Source organism: Rugamonas violacea (assembly GCF_016461825.1).
In the GTDB taxonomy this organism is placed as follows: Bacteria; Pseudomonadota; Gammaproteobacteria; order Burkholderiales; family Burkholderiaceae_D; genus Rugamonas.
The window spans coordinates 390,007-410,164 of record NZ_JAEMNU010000037.1; the positions used below are offsets into that span (position 1 = coordinate 390,007).

The following is a 20,158-nucleotide window of genomic DNA, read 5'->3' on the forward strand; positions in this document are numbered from 1 at the left end:
CCGACCCCGGCTCTTCGCCTGTGGGTGGTCTTGTAGCCGCTGGCGCCTTGAGCGGCGGCGCCGGCGCCGGGCGTTGTTCCGGCGCCAAGCCGCGCTTGTGCCAGCGCAAAAGCGGGGCGACGGCCTGTGCTACAGGATATAATTCGGCTCTGACTACCTTTCAAATCGCGCTGAGGGCGCTGCCGGATCGCCCGATGGAGAGCTGAACGATGGATGACCAAGCGGGTTCGCCCGAGCTGTACATGTTCCTGGCGTCGACCGTGCACGACATGAAGAATTCGATCAGTGTGCTCAGCGGCACGCTGGAAAACCTCCTGGCCGCCGCGCCGCCCGCCGCCCTCCCGGCCGCCGCCGCCGACTCCGCCCCCTTCGATCCGACCGACCCCGCCGCCGCCTACCCGCAGATGGCGCAGATGCTCTACCAGAGCAAGCGCCTGAACGACAACCTGATCCAGCTGCTGGCCTTGTACAAGGAGGTCGGCAAGCCGGCCTATCCCTTCGACGCCACGCCGCAGCGGATCGGCGAGCTGGTCGAGCAGGTCGCCTCGCAGAGCCGCATCCTGCTGCGCTCGCGCGGCATCGCCCTCGAACTCGACTTCCCGTCCGCGCAGATCTGGTGCTTCGACGAGGACCTGGTCATCGGCGTGCTGGTCCACGCCATCAACAACGCCATCCGCTACACGCGCGACCGCATCCGCCTGTCGGTCGCCGTCGACGGCGACTACCTCGAACTGCGCGTGGCCGACAACGGCGCCGGCTTCCCGCCGGCCATGCTGGCGGCCGGCGCGGCGGCCATGCGGGGCGGCGCCGGCAAGGTCAACTTCATCAGCAACAGCAGCGGCCTCGGACTGTACTTCTCCAGCGAGGTGGCGCGCATGCACAAGCACCGCCAGCGCCACGGCGCCATCGCGCTGGAGAACGGCGGCGCGCTGGGCGGCGGTTGCTTCGTGCTGCGCCTGCCTTGAACGGAACGCCGCCGATGACCCCGCACGCCATCGATCCCGCCGCCACCGCCGTCGACGGCATCGACTGGGCCGAGAAGCGCTATCTGCTGGTCGACGACTTCGTCGGCATCCGCCAACTGCTGCGCGAGTCGCTGCGCAACCTGGGCGCCAAGCACATCGACCAGGCCGCCAGCGGCAACGAGGCCATGACCCTGCTCGGCAAGACCCGCTACGACGTCGTGCTGTGCGACTACAACCTGGGCGAGGGCAAGAACGGCCAGCAGGTGCTCGAGGAGGCGCGCATCAAGAACCTGGTGCTGCCCAGCAGCGTCTGGCTGATGGTGTCGGCCGAGAAGAGCGTCGAGTCGGTGATGGGCGCCGCCGAGCACCAGCCCGACGCCTACATCATCAAGCCGATCACCGAGGGCGTGCTGCTGACCCGCCTCAACCGCGTCTGGCACAAGAAGCAGATCTTCGCCGAGATCGACCACGCCTTCGCCGACAAGGACTACCTGCGCGCCGCCCGCCTGTGCGACGAGCAGATCGTCCACCACAAGCTGCACGAGATCGACCTGCTGCGCATGAAGGCCCACCTGCTGCTCAAGAGCGGCGAGCCGGAGCTGGCGCGCAAGGTGTTCGAACGGGTGCTCGAGGAGCGCGAGTACAACTGGGCGCGCACCGGCCTGGGCAAGATCCGCATGAACAACGGCGAGCTGGAGGCGGCGCGGCAGATGTTCCAGGGCGTGATCTCGGAGAACCGCTTCTTCATCGACGCCTTCGACCAGCTGGCGCTGGCCTACCAGTTGATGGGCAAGACCGAGGAGTCCTGCGACGTGCTGGAGAAGGCCGCCAAGCTGTCGCCCAACTCGGTGCCGCGGCAGCGCGCGCTGGGCATGGCCGCCCTCAAGCTGGGCAACATCCCGCTGGCCGAGAAGGCCTTCCGCAAGTGCATCGAGATCGGCGAGTACTCGATCATGAAGACGGTCGACGCCTACTTCGGCCTGGCCCGCGTCTGCGGCCAGAAGAACGACACCAAGGAGGCGGTGCGCCTGCTCAACGCGGCGGTGCGCGACTTCGCCGGCAACCAGGTCGAGCTGCGCGCCAAGATCACCGAGGGCCTGGTCTACCACGAGAGCGGCGACTACCGGCGCGCCCGCAAGTCCGGCGACGAGCTCGAACTGATGCTGGCCGGCGAGAAGAAGCGGCCCGACACGCCGACCTGCATGGAGATGGCCACGCTGCTGTTCGCCGTCGGCGTCAAGGAGGCGCCGGTCGACCTGCTGTGCTATCTGACCCGCAACAATCACGACAACCTGCCCCTGCTGGAGGACGTGCAGAAGGTGTTCGACAAGGCGCGCATGACCGAGGAGGGCGAGGAGCTGATCAAGGGCGCGCGCAAGGAGGCCTCGGACATGATGAACAAGGGCGTGCTGCTGTGGAAGACCGGCAAGCTCGACGAGGCGGTCGAGTGGATGCGCGAGGCGCGCGCCGCGCTGCCGAACAATCTGCGCATCCTGTTCAACGCGGCGCAGATCCTGATCTCGCACATGCAGCAGCGCGGCTACGAGATGGCGCTGTCGGAGGAGGCCATCGGCGTGCTGATGCATGTCGACGGCATCGCCCCCGGCCAGCAGCGCTTCGCCCAATTGATGGAACAACTGGCCCTGCTGGCGCCGGCGCCGCTGCCGTCCGAGGCGGCGCAGACGGCGTCGGCGGAGGCGGCCGGGACGCCGGCGGCGGCGGCGGAATGACGGTTTGGCGCAACGGAACCTTGTTTCCGCGCGCCTGAATGATTACACTGGCCTATGGCGCCGACTGGTTCGGCGTCTTGGCCAGACTACGATAAGGATAAATAAGATGCGAGATATCGCCAAAGAAGTGTACGAAAAAATGAGAGTGGGCAGCGCCGCCTGGATCCGTCCGGTGCTCGCCAAGGGTGACACGCTGCCGGACTTCCAGTCCGCGCACGACAACGCCAAGCAACTGGCCGACGAGGGCCTGATCAGCATCGTCAAGGTGCAGCGCCAGGCCGACGGCCTGATCGACGCGATTCGCATCCAGCGCCTGGCCTAAGCAGGCCGGCACGACCCCGGCCCAAGGCGCCGGGGACACACACACATTCATCCCGCAGGTGGAGTGTCCGGTTTTTTCGCGCCGCGACAGCGCGAGGTATCGTCACGCCTGCAATAAAACCACCCCACAGGCAGAAGCCGGGGTCGGACCCGGCGGGTCCGACCCCAGATTTCGCCTGTGGGGTGTTTAAATAGAGCTGCGGGAGGGGGGCTGCCCGAGGCGGGCACCACGGCGCGTCCCGCCGCGCTCGAACTCAGGCCTTGCCGGCCTTGCCGGCCTTGCCGGCCTTGCCGGCCGGCGCTGGCTTGGCCGCTGCCTTCTTGGCGGCGGCCGGTTTGGCCACCACCTCGGCCTTGAGCGGGGCGGTGGCTTGCGGCTTGGTGGCCGGTGTGGCGCTGACCGAGGCCGACGAGCCGGTGGCCGACGAGGCCGTCGCCGCCGGCGGTTTGCCGCCGGCGGCGGCGACGAACTTGGCCGCCGTCTCGGTGGCGCGCGCCGTCGCGCCGGCCACCGCTTCCGGGCTCATCGCGTTCGAGACGGCCTGCTTGAACTGGTCCTGCAGCAGGTTCCACCAGACGGCCGGATTGGCCAGTTGCGCGGCGCCCGAGGTGTCGCCCGGGGCGGCCGGCTTGGCGCCGCCCGTCGCGCCGGCGCTGGACGCGCCGCTGCCGGCGGCGGCTGGCGCCGGTGCCGGCGCCGCTGCGGCCGCAGGCGCCTTCGGCGGCGTCACGCTGGGTTGCTGGAAGAAGGCCGACACATACGGATTCGAATCGAACTTCGAGCTGTCGGCGCCCTGGTTGACGGCGGCGGCCAGGCTGGCGCCCACCGATTTCAGCGTGGCGATGGTGTTGCGCTGCACTTCCAGCGCCTGGATGCTGCCGCGCAGCATGCTCATGTTCAGGTTCAGCCAGGCCTCGACCGCTTTCAGATCGTTGATTTTCTTGTCCAGCTCGTCGACCGACAAGGTCGGCGCGGTCAGGCCGGGAACGCTCATGCTACCCCACAGGTTCTTGACGAAATCGAGTGTGTCCGTCATGACAGCGGCGCCTGGGATGTTGGGCATTTGCGAATTGGCCATGGGTAGTCTCCTGTGAGGTGAGCAAATAGCGTAGCAGATAAACCGCGCCCCTTCAAAGAAATCCGCGTGCCGTGATGGCGCCTGTCATGGTGGGCCATTGACGCAGAACAATGAAGCCTCAAAAAGAGAGATGCGGACGCGCCGTCTTGGTGGCGCTTCCGGATGGCCGAGCTGGCTTTCTGTCGGATGGCGTCGCGCCTGGCCATGCCGCAGGTGTTTGTCTTTTCCCCCCATGCCAACCGAGATCAGTTTCGACACGAAGCAGCATAGAGCCGACAGGGCCAGAGCCGGTGAAACGTGACTTCACGAATTGAAGTTTTAATAAAGTTTCCATTTGTGATATTTGGAGAGAGTGGCGACGATAAATCCCGGCTAGCATGTGATGAAAATCAATAGTTGCAAAAAATAAAAATTAAATTAAATGCATCAATTTTGATAGTGACCTGATTCTGTTCTGCCTTCCTTGTCAGGCCGCCCAGCACGACCAGTCGACCAGCAGTCCGTTTCGGCGCCGTAGGCGCCGGCTTTCCGCAGCGGTAGGGAGAAATCAGCTTGACTACGACACACCATGTGATTCAGACGCGCCGCGGCGTGATGGCGAGGTTTGCCGCCGGCCTGCTGTTGGCCATGGCGGCGTCGGGGGCCTGGGCCCAGACGCTGGGCATTTCCGCCGGCGGTACGCCGACCTACAGCCGGCAGATCGCGGTGCCGCCCGGCATCGCCGGCATGGCGCCGAACATCGCGCTGTTATACAGCGGTGGGGAGGTCAACGGACCATTGGGGCGCGGCTGGACCTTGCAGGGCATTTCGAGCATTACCCGCTGCCAGAGCAACAAGATAACCGACGGTACGGCACGAGCTGTCGCCTTCGATGCCAACGACAAGCTGTGTATGGACGGCCAGCGTCTGATCCAGACCGACGCCAACGGCGTCGTGTTCAACGCCGACAACCAGAACCCCACCTTTGAGAATCCCTTCCAGCAGAACGACAGCAGGGGCGGCGAGGGCATGGTGCGCGAGTACCGCACCGAGAAGGACATCTACGCCCGCATCCGCGCCTACGGCGCGGCCGGCGGCGATCCGGCCAACGGCCCGGCCTACTTCAGGGTGTGGACCAAGAGCGGCCAGCTGTATGAATACGGCGCGGCGGGCGATCCGCGCGCCAACGCCGCGATCAATGCCAGGGGCCGGCCGGTCATCGTGTCGTGGGCCGTCAGCCGCATCTTCGACAGCGTCGGCAACCATATGGATTTCCAGTACGAGCAACGCGACGTGGCATGGGGCACGAACTTGGAGCGCGGCGGCGCGGCGACCACGCCGGGACATGAGTGGAACCTGCTGGAAATCCGCTATACCGGCCACGGCGCCCAACTGCCGGCCAACAGGATGGTGTTCGCTTACAGCGACCGTCCCGACGCGCCGAACGGCGCGCAGGACCGCGGTGAGGCCTACCACCAGGGCAGCAAGAACGTCAGCATACGCCGCCTGGACACCATCCGCACCTACATCAACTGGCCGGGCGACCAGGTGCAACAACCGAGTACGGCTGTTGGCGTCAAAACGGTCAAGCTGGAGTACGACCACGGCGCCGTCAGCGGGCGCAGCCGGCTCAGGAAAATCGTCGAATGTGCCGGCGCGGCCGCCACGCCGTGCCTGCCCGCCGTGAGCTTCAACTATGCCGAGGGCGGCGGCGCACAATACCAGGCCAACGCCAAATTCGCCGCCAGCGGGCTGGCCGGCGCCCAGTTGCACAGCAGCAAGGGCGAGTTGGGTGTCCTGACGGGCAATTTCTTCGCCACCGGGCGCAGCGATATCCTGCGCTGGTCCAACACGCCGTCCGCCAACCAGCTGTACCGCAGCCTGGGCGACGGCAACTTCAACCCGACCCCAATTGGCGGTGGCGCCGGCCAGTTCAACCTGACCGACCAGTACCTGTTCAGCAGCAACGGTTGCTACTATGCGGTCGCGCTCGACTTCAACGGCGACGGCGCCACCGATATCCTGCGCCTGATGCGGGCCAAGGACAACAACGGCGGTTCCTGCGGCGCGCCGCGCAACGTCCTGTTCCTGTCGCGCGGCGACGGCTCCTTCGCCAGCCAGGACGTCGCCAACGTCGATTTCAACCAGACCGCCGCCGTGCAATCGTATACCTACCGCTGCGACGGCGACATTCCGGTACGCCAGCCGCCGGTCGCGCGGCGCCTCCCCGCCGTGCCGCGCGCCCCCGCCGCGCCGGACGGGTCCGCGCTGTCGATCTGCAACGGCGGTGGCTACACCACCATCTATCATCAAACCCAGGGCGCGACCTACCATCTGCTCGATGTCAACGGCGATGGCCTGCTCGACGTCGTCAGCACCATCATGCCGGCCTATCACGACATGGAAAGCGTGCCCGATGGCGATGTCCTGTGCGCCTCCCAGTCATGCTCCCGCCTTTTCATGGCGCAACTGAACGGTAGTTTCGTCGAAAAAACCGACACCAATCTGGCGCGCCACTCGCTGTATTCCAACCCGGAGGCGCCGGAAAGCTACCTGGCCCGCCCCTACGTCGGCGATCTGAACGGCGACGGCATGAACGACGTGATCGTCGAGGGCGGCGTCTATCTGTCGCGCGGCGACGGCAACTTCGACTCCGGCGGCGACCTGTACGGGCTGGGATGCGAGCGCCTGCTCGACCTGAACGGCGACGGCCGCGCCGATTGCCTGTTCACCTATCCCAACGGTACCGCCAAGGACCAGTACGCCTACGTGGCGAACGGCACCAACAACCTGTTGCCGACGTCGAATTTCAACCTCAACACCCCGGGGTTGGAGCTGCGTGGCCTTGTTCCCGGCAGCAAGGTGGCGAACCTGGGCTTCATCACCGCCGACATTGACGGCGACGGCCGCAGCGATATCTTGCGCTGGTCGGACGACCCGGCGCGCAATGCCGTCTTCTTGAGCAACGGCGACGGCACCTTCCGCAACGGCGCCTTCAATCTGACCAGCGGCAACGACACTTTGCAGAAGAGCGACGGCGCGTTCGCCTTCGTCACCGGCGACTTCAGCGGCCGTGGCACGCTGGAGATACTGCGCCTGAGCGGCAACGCCGGCGTCGGCGCCGCCAATGTGCTTTACGAGAAACGCGACGCCACGCCGCTCGACCAGCTCAGTTCGGCCGTCTCCGCGACCGGCCTGCGCACCACGCTCAAATGGGTGCCTCTGCCCAATTCCTATGTCGCCCCCTACGGCGAGCGCTACTTCCACGACTTCGGCAGCAGCGAGTTGGGCGCCAAGTACCCGCTGCGCGACCTCATCATGCCGATGCAGGTGGTGGCCACCACCACCAGCGACACCGGCGTCGGTGCCAAGCAATTGGTGACGGAGTACCTGTACGCCGGCCTGAAGATCGCCTACGACGGCCGCGGCTGGCTCGGCTTCCGCGAGATGCGGGCGCAGACGCCCACCGTCAACGGCAAGTTCCTGACGGTCTTGACGGTGCACGAGCAGGACGGCGTCAACACCGGCGCGGCGGTGCTGAGCCGCACCTGGGTCGGCGACCTGCGCGGCAGCAACTCGCCGCAGGTGGTCGCCAACCGCTTCAACATCTACTGCGACAAGACCGCGCCGCCCGGCGCCGAGGCCAACGCCAACACCGGGCACCCCTGTTTCTCCAAGGCCAGGGTGCGCCGGCCCTACCTGTATATGAGCGTCGACGAGGGCTGGGAGTTGAACGGCACCATGCTGCCGACGGTGAGCACGGTCAACTCCTTCAACGACAGCGGTGACGCCGAGCGCATCGTCAACACCACCCAGGGCAGCGCGTTGGGGCAGAACCAGATCTTCACCAAGACCACCGAGAACACTTACTTCCCCAACAGCGTGGCGGGCGACGCCTGGATCCTGGGCCGCCTGAAGACGGCCAAGGTCGGCGCCGAGAACCGCGTCAAGGGTCCGGCGGCGGCGCTGCGCCAGCAGGCCGCCGCCACCCGCTTCGGCAAGATCAACGAGGTCGAGCTGGTCACCGCCAAGGAGGTGCAGCAGCGCACCAGCAACGCCGGCGCGGCAACCGACAACATCACCCGCACCGCCACCGTGCCGGGCACGGCACCCTACGCCGGCGCCACCAAGGGCGTCGAGTTCGCGTTGAAAATCACACCGAACCCGCTGAAGGTGTTCGCCGCCGCGCCGGGCCTGGTGGCCGGCAACTTGGCCGCCGCCGTCGGCGGCGGCATCGCCCCGTACCAGTACCGCTGGACGTTGGTGAAGGGCGCTCGCTCGGCCGTCTCCAACAACGCGATCGCCAATCCCCAGGTCAGCGCCACGCTGGCGCTGGGCGACAACATCACCGAGCTGTGGCAGCTGACCGTCACCGATGCCGCCAACGGCGTGATCTCGCAGATCGTCGCGGTGACGCTGGCCGTGCCGGCCGGCCCGCTGGCCGTGAAGATCAATCCGAGCCCGATGCGGATCGACGCCAACGACCCCGGCGAGGCCTGGGGCACGCTGATGGCCGCGCCGAGCGGCGGCATCGCGCCCTACACTTACCAGTGGAGCCGGGTCAGCGGCACGCGCGCCAGCCTGAGCGATAGTACGCTGGCCAATCCCGTCATCAAGGCGAACCTGGTGGCCGGCGACGCCTTCACCGAGCAATGGCGGGTGACGGTTACCGACGCCGCCGCCAAGTTGATCACGGCGGCGGTCAATATCACCTTCAGCGCGCCGGCGGCGCTGGCCTTCCCCCTGCCGGCCAGCCGCAGCGTGACGGCGAACGCCGCCGGCCTGGCCTCCGCACCGATGAGCGTGACGCCCACCGGCGGCCGGCCGCCCTACACCTACAGCTGGCTGCGCACGGCCGGCACGCGCTCCACCGCGTCCGCCGCCGCCGCGCACAATCCGACCATCAGCGTGGCGATGACACCTGGCGAGTTGTTCACCGAGAGCTGGCAGCTGACGGTGAGCGACACGGCCAAGCACACCAGCGCGGCCAGCATCGCCATCACCTTCAACTATCCGGCCGCCGCCATCGGCCTGAGCTTCAGCCCGGCGCCGTTCCGCGTGCAGGCCGACGATGCCGGTCCCGCCTCCGGCGTGCTGAGCGCCACCGCCAGCGGCGGCGTGCCGCCCTACAGCTACGCCTGGACGCGGGTGTCCGGCAGCAAGACCAGCCTGTCGAATCCCGCCGTGGCCAACCCCACGGTGAGCGCGACGCTGGCGATCGGCGAGCAGATCTCCGAAAGTTGGAAGCTGACCGTCACCGACAGCGCCGGCAAGCAGTTCGCCGCCACCGTGCCGGTGGCCTTTTCGGCGCCGGCGGCGCTGGCCGTGTCGATACCGGCCGCCACGCGCGCCGCCAACGCCACGGCGGCCACCGGCGGCGTCGCCTCGGCCGCCGTCAGCGCCGCCAACGTCGTCGTCTCCGGCGGCCGCGCGCCCTACAGCTACCAGTGGGAGCGCAGCCGCGGCAGCCGCTCGTCGGCTTCCAACAGCGGAATCGAGAATCCCGTCCTGAGCGCCACCCTGGCGCTGGGCGAGAGCATCGTCGAGGATTGGACCTTGACCGTGCGTGACGCCGCCAAGCACTCGGCCGCCGCCGCCACCGTGGTGACCTTCGCCTATCCGGCGACGGCGTTGACGATCACGTTCGAGCCGGCCGAGCTGCTGTTGCAGGCGACCGACCCGGGCCGCGTCGAAGGCAGCGTGCTGGCCACGGTCAAGGGCGGCATACCGCCGTACACCTATAGCTGGACCGCGAGCGCCGGCATGATCTCCAGCGTGTCGAACGCCACGGTGGCCAATCCGACGATCAGCGCCACGCTGGCGGCGGGCCAGACCAAGGCCGAGAGCTGGCTGCTCACGGTCAAGGACTCGGCGGGCAAGTCGGCGGCCGACCGCCTGGCGGTGACCATGCGCGCGCCCTCGCCCTTGACGGTGAGAAACGCGGTGTTGCCCGAGGCCCAGGACGCCACGGCGGCGACCCAGGGCGTCTCGTCCTCGGTCGGACAGGCGGCGCCGACCGGCGGCACCGGCGGCAACACGTTCAAGTGGACCAGAGTCTCCGGCACCCGCTCCATCGCCTTGAACGACCAGGCAATCACGCCCCGCATCCAGGCCACGCTGTTGCTGGGCGAGCGCTTGAGCGAGACCTGGGAGGTGCTGGTGACCGACTCGGCCGGACACACGGCCAGGGTGCAGGCGCCGATCACCTTCGCGTATCCCGGCGCCAAACTGTCGGCCGCGTTCACGCCGCCGAAATTGGACGTCGACCTGAACGATCCGGGGACGGCGGCGGGCACGATGACGGTCAACGTCGCCGGCGGCGCGCCGCCCTACCGCTACGGCTGGACCGGCCCGGCCAAACCGCGCGGCGTGCTGTCGAACGCGAGCATACCCAACCCGACCTTGACGATGACGCTGGGCGTCGGCGAGTCCGTGGCGGAGGTCTGGACGGTCGCCATCAGCGACGCCTTCGGCTCGAAACTGGCCGCCTCGATCCGCGCCGAGTTCACCACGCCGGCCGCCATGGCCGTCACGCTGGCGGCCAAGGCGACCGCCGTCGCCACGGCGGCGGGCAATGGTGTCGCCTCGCTGCGCATCGGGGCAACCCCGAGCGGCGGACGGCCACCCTACACCTACGCCTGGAGCCGCGTCTCGGGCGGCCGTTCGAGCTCGGCCAATCCGACGCTGTCGAACGTGGTGATCGCGGCCAACTTGATCCTGGGCGAGAGCATCGTCGAAACCTGGCAGGTGTCGGTGAAGGACACGGTCGGCCATTCGGCGAGCGCCAACACCGACATCACGTTCAACTATCCCGGCGAGCCGTTGACGATCCGCTTCACGCCGTCCGGATTCGGCCAGGTGGCCAATCCCGGTCCCACCTCCGGCGTGTTGACGGCGCTGGTGGGCGGCGGCGTGGCCCCCTACCGCTATGCCTGGACGCACAATTCGGCGAATCCGACCACGATGTCGGATCCGACCTCGGCGACGCCGACGATCAGCGCCAACTTGGCGTACGGCCAGGTGATGTCGGACACATGGAACCTCAAGGTGACCGACACTTTTGGCACCACGATGTCCGCCGGGACAACGGTGAGCTTCTCCACGCCGGCCAAGTTGACGGTGTCGGTGCCGGCCCGCGCCGGCACGATCCCCACCGCCGGCACGGGTAGCGGCGCGATCACGCAGGTGGTCACCGTGGCGGGAGGCCGGGCGCCGTACAACTACGTCTGGACCCGTCTGGCGGGAAACCGTTCGACCATCTCCAACGCCGCCGTCGAGGACCCGGTCTTCACCGCGCAATTGGCCAACGGCGAAACCGTGGTCGAGACCTGGCAGCTGGAGGTGCGCGATTTCTACAACCACCTCGCCACCGGTAGCAACACCATCACCTTCAAGCGGGCGGCCGCCAAGACGGCGGGCGACAGCGGCGGCGACGTCGTCCCGCCCGAGGAGGCCGCGCCCGCCGCCGCGCCGCCGGCCCGGCCCGCCGGCGCGGCGGCGGAGGTCGGCAAATGAGCGCCGCCCGCCCAAGCCCGCCGCGGCCGGCGGCGCCAGCGCGGCCGACCGACTTGCCCTCCCGGCCCGCCGCGCCGCGGCACCGGTCCGTCACGACATTTTCCGATAGGACCATCAAGATGACCGCGACCCGCCGCGCCTTCGCCTTTTTCCTGCTGAGTCTGACGATCCTCGCCGGCCCGGCCACGCGCGCCCAGGAGGTGCCGGCCGACCCCTCCGCCTTCAGCCGCTCCAGCGCCTTCGAATACGATCCGGCCAACGGCCTGTTGATCAGCGAGACCATCGAGCCGAACACCCCCTCGTTGTGCGTCAAGACCAGTTACACCTACGACGCCTACGGCAACCGCAAGTCGACCACGACGAAGAACTGCGACGGCGCGGCCGGCAGCGCACTGTTCCAGCCGCGCGGCAGCGGCAGCGAGTATCCGGCGGGCGTCGGCAACGCCGGCGAGGCCGGCGCCGTGCCGATCCCGGCCGGCACTTTCCCGAGCAAGCTCAGCAACGCCCTGCTGCAGAGCGAAAGCCGCAGCTTCGATCCGCGCTACGGCTCGCCGGTGTCGCTGGTCGGTCCGAACCAGCTGGCCACCTCCTGGCTGCTCGACCAGTTCGGCCGCACGCTCAAGGAGGTGCGCGCCGACGGCACGAGCACGGTGACCTTGTATTGTTACTTGTATGTGCCAGGCAAGATCGACGACGTCAGCAGCAACAACTACAACTGCGGCAGGCCGAGCGCGGCGGAGATTCCGGCCGATGCCGTCAGTTTCGTTTTCAGCGAAACGCGCCTGGCGGTGGACGACAGGAAAATCGGACCGTTCAGCCGCGTCTACCTGGACGCCGCCGGACGCAAGCTGCGATCGGTCACCGAGGCCTTCGACGGCAGCACCCAGAAGCTGGGGACGGACCGGCGCATCGTCCAGGACACCGACTACAACTTCCTCGGCGGTGTGCTGGTGAGCACCCAGCCCTACTTCCTGGACAGCTCCTCGTCCACCGCCGACGGCGCCGCCGGCTACGGCATGAGCACCACCGTCTACGACGAGCTGGGACGACCGTTGGACGTGTATGTCAGCGATCCGAAGGGCAAGTACGGCAGCGTGGCGTTCGGCGCCCGCGGCAGCGCGCAGGCGGCGCGCTCCCACCTCGACTACCAGGGTATGACCACCGTCGCCACCGACGACTGGGGCAGGGCCACCACGGAGGAAAAAAATGTCGACGGCAAGATCGGCCGTGTCACCGACGCGCGCGGCGCGCAGATCGCCCATCAGTATGACGCCTTTGGCAACCTGCTGATTGTCAAGGACGCGCTGCAAAACGCCGTCGTCGTCAGCTATGACATACGCGGCCGCAAGCGCAGCATGAACGACCCGGACGCGGGAAAATGGACCTACGACTACAACGCCCTCGGCGAACTGGTGTCGCAGCAGAGCCCCAACCAGTTGGCCAAGGCGCAGTTCACCACCATGGAGTACGATCTGCTGGGGCGGATGAGCAAGCGCGTCGAGCCGGAATACACCAGCACCTGGTACTACGACAAATATGCCGACGCCGGCGCCGCGTGCGGCACGGGCGTCGGCAAGCTGTGCGAAACGCAGACCAGCAACGGCGTCAAGCGCCGCATGGTGTACGACCGCCTGGGCCGCCTCGCCAGTAGCCGGGTGGATGTCAACAACGGCCCGAGTTTCGCCGTCTCCGTCGGCTACGACGCGGTCACCGGGCGTCCCGTCACGCAAACCTACCCAAGCGGCCTGGCGGTCAAGTTCAATTACACGGCGAAAGGCTTCCTGTCGTCGTTGACCCTGGCGCAGGCGGCGACGGTCAGCCCGCTGCCGGCCAAGCCGGGCGAGGCGCCGGGAGGCGGCGTCACTCTGCCGGCCGGCAGCTTCCTGTGGCAGGGCCTGTCCTACAACGCCTGGGGCAGGGCGGAGCAACAAATCTACGGCAACAACGTCGTTGGGAATGCAAAATTCAAACCGCTCACCGGGCGCGTCGAATCCAGCACGGCGGGGATGGATGCCACCGCCGGCGTCATGAACTACAGCTACGAGTGGGACAGCCTGAGCCGGGTGGAGACGCGCACCGACGCCAACGGGAACGGCCAGAGCGGCGCCGTTTCCGAGAAGTTCGGCTACGATGAAATCGGCCGCCTGCTGAACTATGATGTTTCCGCCGGCGCCATCGGCGGCCCGGCCCTGACCCGCACCGTCACCTTCCAACACAACGCCGTCGGCAGCATCCTGTTCAAGAGCGATGTTGGCGTGTACGCCTACAAACCGGCGGGGACGGCGCGGCAGCCACGCGCCTTGCAAAGCGTCAGCGGAGCGTTCTCCGCCAGCTACGCCTATGACGACAACGGCAATCTGCTCACCTCGACCGGCGGCGGCTATCGCAAGATCGACTACACCAGCTTCAACCTGCCGGACAGCCAGTCGGGTTTGCAGGGCGCCAGCGGCGGCCCGCAATACACCTGGCAGTACGACGAGTCGCACCAGCGCATCAAGGAGCTGCGCAGCGGCCCCGGCGGCACGCGCACCACCTGGATGCTGCATCCGGACAACGCCGGCGGGCTGGCGTTCGAAAGCGAGGAACAGGCCGGCGTCGTCAGCAATCGCCACTACCTGTCGGCGGGCGGCGTCAGCATCGGCGTGCTGGTCACCAGGGACGCCTTGCCGGTCCTGCCGGCGGCGCAACCGACCCCGCCGACCCTGGCGTCGCTGGAGTTGGTCAAGGTTGAATACTGGCACAAGGATCATCTTGGCAGCCTGGTGGCGACGACCGACCACGCCGGCGCGGTGACGGCGCGCTATTCCTACGATCCGTTCGGCAAGCGCCGTTTCGCGGATGGCAACTACGACGCCGACGGCAATGTCGCCGCCGACTGGAACAACACCAGCAGCGGCACGGATCGCGGCTACACCGGCCATGAACATTTGGACGATGTGGGTGTCATCCACATGAACGGCCGTATTTACGACCCGCGCCTGGGCGTGTTTATGCAGGCCGATCCATTCATTCAGGATCCGACCAACTTGCAGAACCTGAATCGCTATGGATATTGCTACAACAATCCGATGACCTGCACGGACCCGTCGGGCCAGTTGAGCTTCTTCGGACACAAGATCGCGCCGTTTTTGTTCAACAACCGCAATGCGCGGATGGCGGCCGCCATTGTCGCTGCGGTTTTCCTGGGACCCGGTGGCGGAGCTTGGGGGGCATGGGGTGTTTTGGGCGGAGTAACTGACAGCGCTTTGGCGCAGGCCGCAGTTGCGGGATTTGTCAGTGGCACGATTGCTTCAGGAAACGTAAAAGGAGGAGTTCAAGGAGCCTTCAGCTCCATGGTCTTCTTTGGTGCAGGGACGTTCATCGAGTCGCAAGGTATTGAGACGATGGGATTTGCGGTTCACGGAGTCGCGGGCTGCATAACTAGCGAAGTGGGCGGTGGAACGTGTGGTGCTGGTGCGTTGAGCGCGAGCTTCACAAAAGCATCATCAGAAACTGATTTCATGCAGGAGACGATCAATTCTGGCGATCGTCTGTTGGGCACGACGGTGAGTGCGTTGGTGGGTGGCGCAGGCGAGGTGCTTGGTGGCGGAAAATTTTCAAACGGTGCATTCACTGGCGCATTTAGCTATCTGTTCAATGATGTGACGCACAATTATATGGCGGGAAAGGCGGGAGAAGCCGCGCGAAGAGCAGAACTTGTAGCCTTAGGGGCTACCAATATACAAGCACAGGTTGCCTTAGATGCGATCGTGGACGGTAAAAAAGTGAGGGCGGTTGCGGACTTTGTTTATGAACGGGAGGGAATTATAATTTTCGAAGAGGTGAAAATTGGACTTTATTCCAAGTTATCAAAGGGGCAAATTTTAGTTTATGATGCAATAACACGTGGCGCAGTGATTTTTGTTAATCCAAAAATGTCACTAGCATTTGGTTTAGCTTCAGGAGCTGAAATATCTAATCTTACTAAGGGTTTTGCTAGCAATTTAGTTTCAAAATTTGGATCACGTGCATCAAGACAATGGGCACGCTATATTGCGAAAGGGGCGGTTGGTGCTGTAACTATCATGGGGTCATCGTATGTGATGGCAGCGGACATGTTTACTCATATGAATGACGCTGGAAAATTTTCTGACTGTGTTTCCTCATGTACAATTAAATTTGAGAAATAAATAATTTATGAAGAAAAAAATAAAGCGCGAATTTGTCAGTGTGGTTAAAGCTTTGGACGAATGCATGAGCGGTTTTGGTTTTAATTTTGTGCCGCCAGATAACGATCCAGTAAAACATATATTTGTATGGGAAAAGAAATTATCCGAAACATTATTGACCAATATGTTTTTTAGTATATCGGCTGCAATCGAATCTGATAAATTGAACGTTGAGCCGCTAGTGATGATAGATTCGGTATTTGTTGCTGAAAGTTATAGAGAGCTTGGTTTATTTCAAGATGGAGGAAGAGTTTCTTCTGTCGTTGTTCCAAAATCCATGCAAGTAATACGTTTTTTTCCAGCACATATTAGATGGCAAGATAATTTAGATATAGAATATTCAACGTTGAGTTTTAATGAGAATTTTATAGATCTATTTGTGAATGATTTTTCTGATGTTATGAAGAATTTCGTAATGCCAATTGTAGAGCAGCTATCATCACCGCTGCAGGTTGCGAATTTTCAATTGCGAGCTGACGAGTTTATGTCAACCAGGCTTCCTTGTCGAATCCGCCGTTATGAGGTGATGAGCGAGTATATATCGACAGCATTGTTATTAATCGAATCTGGAAATAAGGATTCTGCAATTGAGCTATTAAATCAAATACTAAGAAAAAAAGAAATTATGCGATCAGGATTGCATCCTGTCTACTTCGAACGGTTGTTTTGGCAAATTGAAAAAGTGCTTGCCAATTACCGTCAATAGATCATTCGTTTTCTATGAAATCGCCGCAATTTTGATTCAATCATGAGCCACTGGGCTCCAATCGAATCTGAGTATGAAACAGCCACAGGCGCTATTTGTGATTTTGGATCAATCGTCAAACTCATTTTACGTAAAGCCCCATATTTGGCATAACGAGTTTTTCATTTTTTGTGCCTAAGATGATATTAAAAGTCAGGGGCAGTAAATAAATATGCGAAATTTAATAGAGCTAATTCGCGGTATTGTTACTATTTTCTTTGAGGTAATTGCAATGGGGGCTATTTGGGAAGGGATAATTGCAGGTGCCGTGCGTATTGGTTTTAAAATAGATGAGGTTTATGCATTGCTATTTATTGGATTGCCGTGTTTTATTTGCGTTACGATATTTTATTGTTGGAAATTGTGGCCGACTCAAAGGCCAAAATTCACCGAGTGAATTGAATTCAAGTTTATTTGAGTGCGGAATGAATAAATTGTGTGAGTTTATTTGTTTATATATTCGGAAGATATTTTTCGCAAGCAAAAACTACACTCAAATCGCCACATTAAATAATATCAATGAGTATTTTTTGAAATAAAAAACAAAATGAAATTTTTTCATGTGTTTATGAAATTCATAGTGCTTAATGTTATTATGATATTGTCATTGGAATTGTGCGATAGGTTTAGTTGTTATGTAGGTGCCTGCAAAACCGACGATGCTGCGGAGCGAGCTGGGGCAATATTTTTGAATCCTATTTTGATAATTTATGTGACTATATTTTGGGTGTTTATTTTTCCAATTTCAAAAAAACTTGCCAAGACCACTGGGGATTTCATAGGTTTTTTCATTGTCATTTCTCTGACTTCGCTATTTATTTCCGGCGCGATGGCGGAGGGCGATGTTTCTTCATTTGTTGGCATATTCTCAGGAATATTTTTGCCATGGATAATTGCAGCTATTATTTCAAGTATTAACTATAAAAACTCTTTGCTGGTGTAATGGATAGCTCTGGAAAAATCGCCAGCGTTGCTGCTAGCGGACCCTATAAAATTGGCGCTGGCGCCTTTGCCGGAAAACAGTTTACAGCGACCATCGTAACCTCAACTTCACGGGGAACTTCTGAAACGATGAGAAATAACGGACAAGCCCAAGGCAAAAATTTCATGAATGGATTTCGTGAATTTATAAGAGAGAATGTAACTTTAGGGCATTAGCTACTAGTTCTAATTGAGTGGATTTTCGGTTGTTTTTTCGCAGGAAATAGTGTATTTATGGAAGGCATTAAATGGAGGTGTAATTGACATATTTTCTGTCGTACTTATTGTTTTTTCTTGGCTTGATATTCATGTGTTCCCTTGCTTATTTTGGTGATGTTGTTGAATTTTATTTGCAATGGTTTTTTGCTTTCTCATTGTTTCCTCTGTTGTTCTATGGGGTGTTCAATATATTTAAAGAATATGGAGGTCGTGGGTTCAAGCTATCTTTAAGTCGACGACGTGCTGCAGTATTGATTGGGTTGGCTATTGTCATGTTGATTTTAATTTTTTTATGCATCCCTAATGCCGTCCAAGACATGTTTGGAGTAACAAATGCAGGAGATGTGGTGCATAGCAGATCTTGGTTTGAGTTAAATGGGAAGTACTTCGAAGTGGTAAATGGCGGGGCTGCATTTGAAATAGAAAAGGAAGAATACGACAGGCTAGAGCTTCAGTTGGCTAGAATTTTCTCGATGTTCATTGTGGTATTTTCATATGTATCAATTGTTATGTTTACTGTGCTCAAGTTTCGGAATAGATCTCTTTGTGATGGTGTTAAATAAGATTGATAGAATCATGCAATGTAAAGGGGGGTGTTCAAGGGGGCAGTTTCATAGAAAATAAATTGTTGTGGGGGGGAGGCGTTCGGTATCGAAGATGATATTAAGAAAGCTAGGGAAACTAAATGAGAATGCGGTTTTTTTTGGAAGTGATTCGCGGAGTTGTCACGGTCGCATGCCTGTCGATTGTGATGGGAATTGTTTTTGGGGTGGTGATTTCAGGTCTAGTGCGCGTTCTTTTTAAAATGGATGAGCTCGATGTGTTGCTATTTGTTGGATTGCCAGTTTCTATTTGCGTTTCGATGTTTTATTGCTGGAAATTGTGGCCAACTCAAGGGGTGAAAATTAATCAAGAAAGCTGATTGTAATGTTGGTCCATAGGGGAGGGGCTGCCTGGTGGATGGCGGTACGATCGAAAGTCGTATCGCTTTTGGATTGAAAGTTGCTGTCAGTTTCCCGGTGTATATATTAACGGCTCCGGGTAATTAACGAGAAGTGAGGAGATTTTATGGTCGTGCCTAAGAAGATTGAGGAAATATGCGAGGCGGAGGTTGGCTGTTCGTTCGATAGAATTATGTTTGGCTTGATGCAGCGTGGATTTGATGGGCCACGGACATGGCGGCATGGATATTCCATTCCATTCTCAATCGATGTTTGTGAGTATTTGACGGTATTTTTTATTGTTGCTTTTATGGCTTCGTTATCTATTTCCGGTGTGATGGCTGAGGGTGACGTGAGTTCGTTTTTCGGCATATTCTTAGGAATATTTTTCCCGTGGATATTAATAGCTATTATTTCAAATATCGACTTTGGAAAATTATTTTCTGCTGCAATGGATAAGGTCCACATCGGAGGCGTCAGATAAGTCGCTTTGGAGGAATTTGGATATTGGAACGTTGAATTGAATATAAAAACACTTTTCATTCAAAATGTCAGCGCCCGGCGGGTTTTTCTTGCCGCTTTGGCGCTCGTTTTCATTGCCCTTTACTCTTGCAACACGCTCATCATCGCCATGCGATCGGACAACGCGCAGTTGCGTGCCAACATCCGCCAGCTGGCCGCATCGAAGCGTGCTGGGGAGCAGGGCGGTCCGCCGACGAATCTTGCCGCCGCCCTGGCCGGTGACGCGCCTTCGATCGTCGGCGAGGTTCACCAACTCGCGCAGGACCGCGAGCTGTTGGTCTCCGACGCCAAGTACACCATCGTGGACAAGGGCCCCGACGCGGCAATCGGCTGCACGCGCATTGAAATCCGCATGCGGGGAGGGTATGTCGAGCTGAAGAAATTCCTCGCCGATGTGCTCGCTGACCATGCCGGCCTGGCGCTCGACTCCATGTCGATCCGGCGCGGCGCGGCGGTCGACAGTAAGCTGGATATGCAATTGGAGTTCAGCTTGTATTATCGGAAGAACATATGAGCTGGCCGCCACGCCGGGCGTTCTGGGCCTGTGCTGCCCTCGCTGGTGTATTCATCGGCTGCCGCTGGATGGCGCCGCCGGGCCAACCGCAGGCGGCGGCAGCGGCACCGGCCGCGCATGCCGCCGCCGCCCGGCCCGTGACGTCGCCGCCCCCGCCGCCCGGCGCTCCGCCATTCCGCTCCGCGCGCGCCGGGCGCGACGCGCTGACGCGCGATCCCATCGTCGAGGCCGTCGCCGATCCGTTCAAGCCCGTCAGTTTTCTGCCGCCACCGAAGGTGGTCGAAGCCGCGCCGCCGCCGCCCGCAGCGCCGCCCAAACCAAGCGCGCCGCCTTTCCCCTATCGCTACCCCCCTGTGTCAGGATAGTTGTCGCGTCATCTGATTTCTCGTAATCGTACAGGGGGCGGAGCAAAGACGGGCAGTGAAACACTATTCAGCAG

At 61.3% G+C, this 20,158-nt stretch carries 14 protein-coding genes; 13 read left to right on the forward strand and 1 reads right to left on the reverse strand.

Annotation, left to right across the window (positions count from 1 at the left end; genetic code table 11):
• Positions 1–209: 209 nt before the first annotated feature.
• From H7U20_RS09360 to H7U20_RS09370, 3 genes are all read left to right on the forward strand, one after another.
• Positions 210–965, forward strand: a complete 756-nt coding sequence (locus H7U20_RS09360) for a sensor histidine kinase (RefSeq protein ID WP_199758856.1) — start codon at positions 210–212, stop codon at positions 963–965.
• A gap of 14 nt (positions 966–979) precedes the next feature.
• A complete protein-coding gene (locus H7U20_RS09365; protein WP_199758857.1) occupies positions 980–2,695 on the forward strand; it encodes a tetratricopeptide repeat-containing response regulator in 1,716 nt (571 codons plus the stop codon).
• 106 nt (positions 2,696–2,801) lie between these two features.
• Positions 2,802–3,017 carry a hypothetical protein gene (locus H7U20_RS09370; RefSeq protein WP_199758858.1) on the forward strand — a complete coding sequence of 72 codons (216 nt, stop codon included), beginning with the start codon at positions 2,802–2,804 and terminating at the stop codon, positions 3,015–3,017.
• 253 nt (positions 3,018–3,270) lie between these two features.
• Here the strand turns inward: H7U20_RS09370 and H7U20_RS09375 are convergent, their stop codons facing one another.
• Positions 3,271–4,053: a PhaM family polyhydroxyalkanoate granule multifunctional regulatory protein gene (locus H7U20_RS09375; protein ID WP_233410597.1), complete on the reverse strand. Its 783-nt coding sequence runs from the start codon at positions 4,051–4,053 to the stop codon at positions 3,271–3,273.
• A 594-nt stretch (positions 4,054–4,647) separates the two neighbouring features.
• Here H7U20_RS09375 and H7U20_RS09380 point away from each other — a divergent pair.
• The 10 genes from H7U20_RS09380 (at position 4,648) to H7U20_RS09425 (ending at position 20,084) form a co-directional block, all read left to right on the forward strand.
• Complete coding sequence (locus H7U20_RS09380; protein WP_199758859.1) at positions 4,648–11,589, forward strand: FG-GAP-like repeat-containing protein; 6,942 nt, start codon at positions 4,648–4,650, stop codon at positions 11,587–11,589.
• A gap of 119 nt (positions 11,590–11,708) precedes the next feature.
• On the forward strand, positions 11,709–15,758 hold the full coding sequence (locus tag H7U20_RS09385; protein ID WP_199758860.1) for an RHS repeat domain-containing protein: 4,050 nt from the start codon (positions 11,709–11,711) through the stop codon (positions 15,756–15,758).
• 7 nt (positions 15,759–15,765) lie between these two features.
• Complete coding sequence (locus H7U20_RS09390) at positions 15,766–16,503, forward strand: hypothetical protein (protein WP_199758861.1); 738 nt, start codon at positions 15,766–15,768, stop codon at positions 16,501–16,503.
• Positions 16,504–17,089: 586 nt separating this feature from the next.
• Positions 17,090–17,485, forward strand: coding sequence for a hypothetical protein (locus tag H7U20_RS09395; RefSeq protein ID WP_199758862.1), 396 nt, complete (start codon positions 17,090–17,092; stop codon positions 17,483–17,485).
• Positions 17,485–17,700 (forward strand): hypothetical protein, encoded by a 216-nt coding sequence (locus H7U20_RS09400; protein WP_199758863.1) that lies wholly within the window; start codon positions 17,485–17,487, stop codon positions 17,698–17,700. Before H7U20_RS09395 ends, H7U20_RS09400 begins: the two co-directional genes overlap by 1 nt.
• 83 nt (positions 17,701–17,783) lie before the next feature.
• Entirely contained in the window at positions 17,784–18,305 is a 522-nt protein-coding gene (locus H7U20_RS09405) for a hypothetical protein (RefSeq protein ID WP_199758864.1), read from the forward strand.
• A gap of 122 nt (positions 18,306–18,427) precedes the next feature.
• On the forward strand, positions 18,428–18,664 hold the full coding sequence (locus tag H7U20_RS09410; RefSeq protein WP_199758865.1) for a hypothetical protein: 237 nt from the start codon (positions 18,428–18,430) through the stop codon (positions 18,662–18,664).
• Positions 18,665–18,810: 146 nt separating this feature from the next.
• Positions 18,811–19,167, forward strand: coding sequence for a hypothetical protein (locus tag H7U20_RS09415; protein ID WP_199758866.1), 357 nt, complete (start codon positions 18,811–18,813; stop codon positions 19,165–19,167).
• A 36-nt stretch (positions 19,168–19,203) separates the two neighbouring features.
• Positions 19,204–19,719 (forward strand): hypothetical protein, encoded by a 516-nt coding sequence (locus H7U20_RS09420; RefSeq protein ID WP_199758867.1) that lies wholly within the window; start codon positions 19,204–19,206, stop codon positions 19,717–19,719.
• Complete coding sequence (locus tag H7U20_RS09425) at positions 19,716–20,084, forward strand: hypothetical protein (RefSeq protein WP_199758868.1); 369 nt, start codon at positions 19,716–19,718, stop codon at positions 20,082–20,084. Before H7U20_RS09420 ends, H7U20_RS09425 begins: the two co-directional genes overlap by 4 nt.
• The last annotated feature ends 74 nt before the right edge of the window (positions 20,085–20,158 follow it).

Excerpts from the sequence above, each read along its gene's own strand:
- H7U20_RS09375 (WP_233410597.1), bottom strand. The coding sequence starts at position 4,053 with ATGACGGACACACTCGATTTCGTCAAGAACCTGTGGGGTAGCATGAGC.
- H7U20_RS09410 (WP_199758865.1), top strand. The coding sequence starts at position 18,428 with ATGAGAATGCGGTTTTTTTTGGAAGTGATTCGCGGAGTTGTCACGGTC.
- H7U20_RS09385 (WP_199758860.1), top strand. The coding sequence starts at position 11,709 with ATGACCGCGACCCGCCGCGCCTTCGCCTTTTTCCTGCTGAGTCTGACG.
- H7U20_RS09415 (WP_199758866.1), top strand. The coding sequence starts at position 18,811 with ATGGTCGTGCCTAAGAAGATTGAGGAAATATGCGAGGCGGAGGTTGGC.
- H7U20_RS09390 (WP_199758861.1), top strand. The coding sequence starts at position 15,766 with ATGAAGAAAAAAATAAAGCGCGAATTTGTCAGTGTGGTTAAAGCTTTG.
- H7U20_RS09365 (WP_199758857.1), top strand. The coding sequence starts at position 980 with ATGACCCCGCACGCCATCGATCCCGCCGCCACCGCCGTCGACGGCATC.
- H7U20_RS09370 (WP_199758858.1), top strand. The coding sequence starts at position 2,802 with ATGCGAGATATCGCCAAAGAAGTGTACGAAAAAATGAGAGTGGGCAGC.
- H7U20_RS09360 (WP_199758856.1), top strand. The coding sequence starts at position 210 with ATGGATGACCAAGCGGGTTCGCCCGAGCTGTACATGTTCCTGGCGTCG.
- H7U20_RS09400 (WP_199758863.1), top strand. The coding sequence starts at position 17,485 with ATGGATAGCTCTGGAAAAATCGCCAGCGTTGCTGCTAGCGGACCCTAT.
- H7U20_RS09395 (WP_199758862.1), top strand. The coding sequence starts at position 17,090 with ATGAAATTTTTTCATGTGTTTATGAAATTCATAGTGCTTAATGTTATT.
- H7U20_RS09425 (WP_199758868.1), top strand. The coding sequence starts at position 19,716 with ATGAGCTGGCCGCCACGCCGGGCGTTCTGGGCCTGTGCTGCCCTCGCT.